The organism is Anaerophaga thermohalophila str. Valhall, from assembly GCF_000250735.1.
In the GTDB taxonomy this organism is placed as follows: Bacteria; Bacteroidota; Bacteroidia; order Bacteroidales; family Marinilabiliaceae; genus Anaerophaga; species Anaerophaga thermohalophila_A.
The window spans coordinates 1-2247 of record NZ_AHZV01000079.1; the positions used below are offsets into that span (position 1 = coordinate 1).

Genomic DNA, 2247 nt, shown 5'->3' on the forward strand with positions numbered 1-2247 from the left:
TTCCCTTACCCTTTCGCGCACCCCCTGCCCCCCTGAAAGGAGGTACCCCGCCGCATGGTTTCGGATAAGTTGTTTTTTTCGTATTTGATTGGCTCGCTGTATTTTTTTGTTTCACAGAGTTTCACGGAGTAAACACAGAGGCCCACAGAGTAAAAAATAGTTTTTTCAGGCAACCTTTATTGCAGCGCATGGTTTTGATAAATTGTTTTTTTCGTATTTGATTTGCTCAAGTTATGGGTAATCCCCAGCCTTAACCTTAACCTTAACCTTAGCCTTAAGCTTAACCTCAGCCTCAGCCTCAGCCTCAGCCTTAACCTCAGCCTTAACCTAAATTTGTAATTGCAAGAGATTCTTCGTCTTGCCTTCTCAGAATGACACCGGGTTGTTTGTTATTCGGAGCTGAGAGAAGAAACTGAACAAAAAACACTACGACTAACTTAATAACAGAAAACATCTGCAAAATATTTTTCAATGCTTTCAATTTCTGAGGGTGATAACGTCGAAAACTCTTTCTCTTTGGCCTTTTTAGACAATTTTCCATCATTTTGTTCCAAAAAACGAACTAAAAGTGATACTGTTTTATCAGGCATCTCAAATTCATCCTCCAGAAAATGCTTAAATCTGTCATATTGGGCAAGGTATTTCACCTCCTGAGGAATGATATTAAAAATGGTATCGGCAACGCAATCGTATAGAAACTCTGCCTGAAGGGTTGCATCGAAGTAACGATAGAAATCAATGGTTTCATTTTGCACCGTCACATTATTGTCGGCTGTTTGCTCCCAATCAATAAAATCAAGAATCGGATGTGAATATTGTTGAAGAATATTCCTGTAATCAGTTATGTGATCCAGAATGGATGCAGAAACAGGAAAAATAACCCCCTGTTTGGTAAAACCCTTTCTTGCCAGAATGTGATGTATCAAATAACGATGAATACGCCCATTGCCATCCTGAAACGGATGAATAAAAACAAACCCGAAGGCCACCATTGCAGCAGCCACAACAGCATCAATTTCTTCCTCCTCCAACAAATTACTTGTAGCGATAAGCCCTGACATAAGTTGTTCAATATCCTGCCAACGGGCAGAAATGTGTTCAGGTATCGGTTCTCCTGTTAACCGGTCATACTCCCCGACAAAACCACCTTCACGGCGAAAACCCAACATCACAAACCTTGTATTTTCGATCACCATTTGTTGTAACCGAAGCAGTTCATTCTTACTTAGTGCATTGGTTCCCGCCTGACCTATTGCCTTCCCCCAACGGGCAGCCCGCTTGCTTTTAGGACTTTCTCCTTCAATGGAAAAAGAGGCTTTAGAATCTTTCAATAATAAAAAGGCAGAGGCTCGTTGTAAAAGATCTTTACCGACTCGGCTCAAACGTTTGTCCTGCTGCCCGGATAATTCAGAACTACAATAGTTTACTAATTTTTCCGTTTTAAATACAAGCGGGCAAAAGTCACGTGTCCCGGGCAAATTATTGATGATCCTATGACGCTTTGAACGGACGCCCCGGATTGCAAATTGCTGTTTCTCATCCAATAGAGCCACATAATTCCCCTGCTGAATATCCGGCACATCCAAAAGATTGTTCATCAGCCATTCATACAAAAACCAGATTTTGCGACTGTATTGCCCTGTTGGCTCTCCGGATATTATAGAAATCACCTCGGAGGATGATATCTTCTGAAACAACTTTTTAAAAAACAACAGGTTGATCCCTTCATACTTTATGGCAAAAATCAAGTGACTGTAAAGATTATTATCCGGAAGGTGACGGGAAGTAAATACCCGCCAATTGCCCTGTACATATTGACGGTTTTTATAACTAATCAAAGCAAGTCGATCAGGCATGGGCATGGAAAGACCAAGTCCATCAATAACAGCCCCGTAACCTGCAATCCTGGCCTTTTCAGGAAGTGTTCGGCCATGAAAAACAGTTACTTCTCGTGAAAAATTTATATTTTCCATACATCTTTGTGAAAATTGATTATTCCAAAGATAGAAGAAAATTGATTATTTGTCATGAAATTTGATTAAAAAAGACAACGGTGTGTGAAAAACGATTGATGGCCTCCCCTGGCCCCTCCCAGGGAGGGGGACTAAGAAACCATAGCCTGACCCCCTGAAGGCCCACTAATCCGCCCAAGGGGGACTTATAATTTTAAAATACTCTTTTAAATTTTTAATCTCTATCATCTATAATGCAACCTTATCTCTGTGTTCTTATATGTCTTATATGGTG

Annotated in this window: 1 protein-coding gene; it reads right to left on the reverse strand. The window is 40.7% G+C overall.

Annotated elements, in window-relative coordinates; translation table 11 throughout:
- Positions 1-437 precede the first annotated feature (437 nt).
- Positions 438-1973 (reverse strand): Fic family protein, encoded by a 1536-nt coding sequence (locus tag OQ5_RS0103655; protein ID WP_016776200.1) that lies wholly within the window; start codon positions 1971-1973, stop codon positions 438-440.
- Positions 1974-2247: the final 274 nt, after the last annotated feature.

Bases quoted from the DNA above. Each gene is read 5' to 3' on its own strand.
- OQ5_RS0103655 (WP_016776200.1), bottom strand. From the start codon at position 1,973: ATGGAAAATATAAATTTTTCACGAGAAGTAACTGTTTTTCATGGCCGA.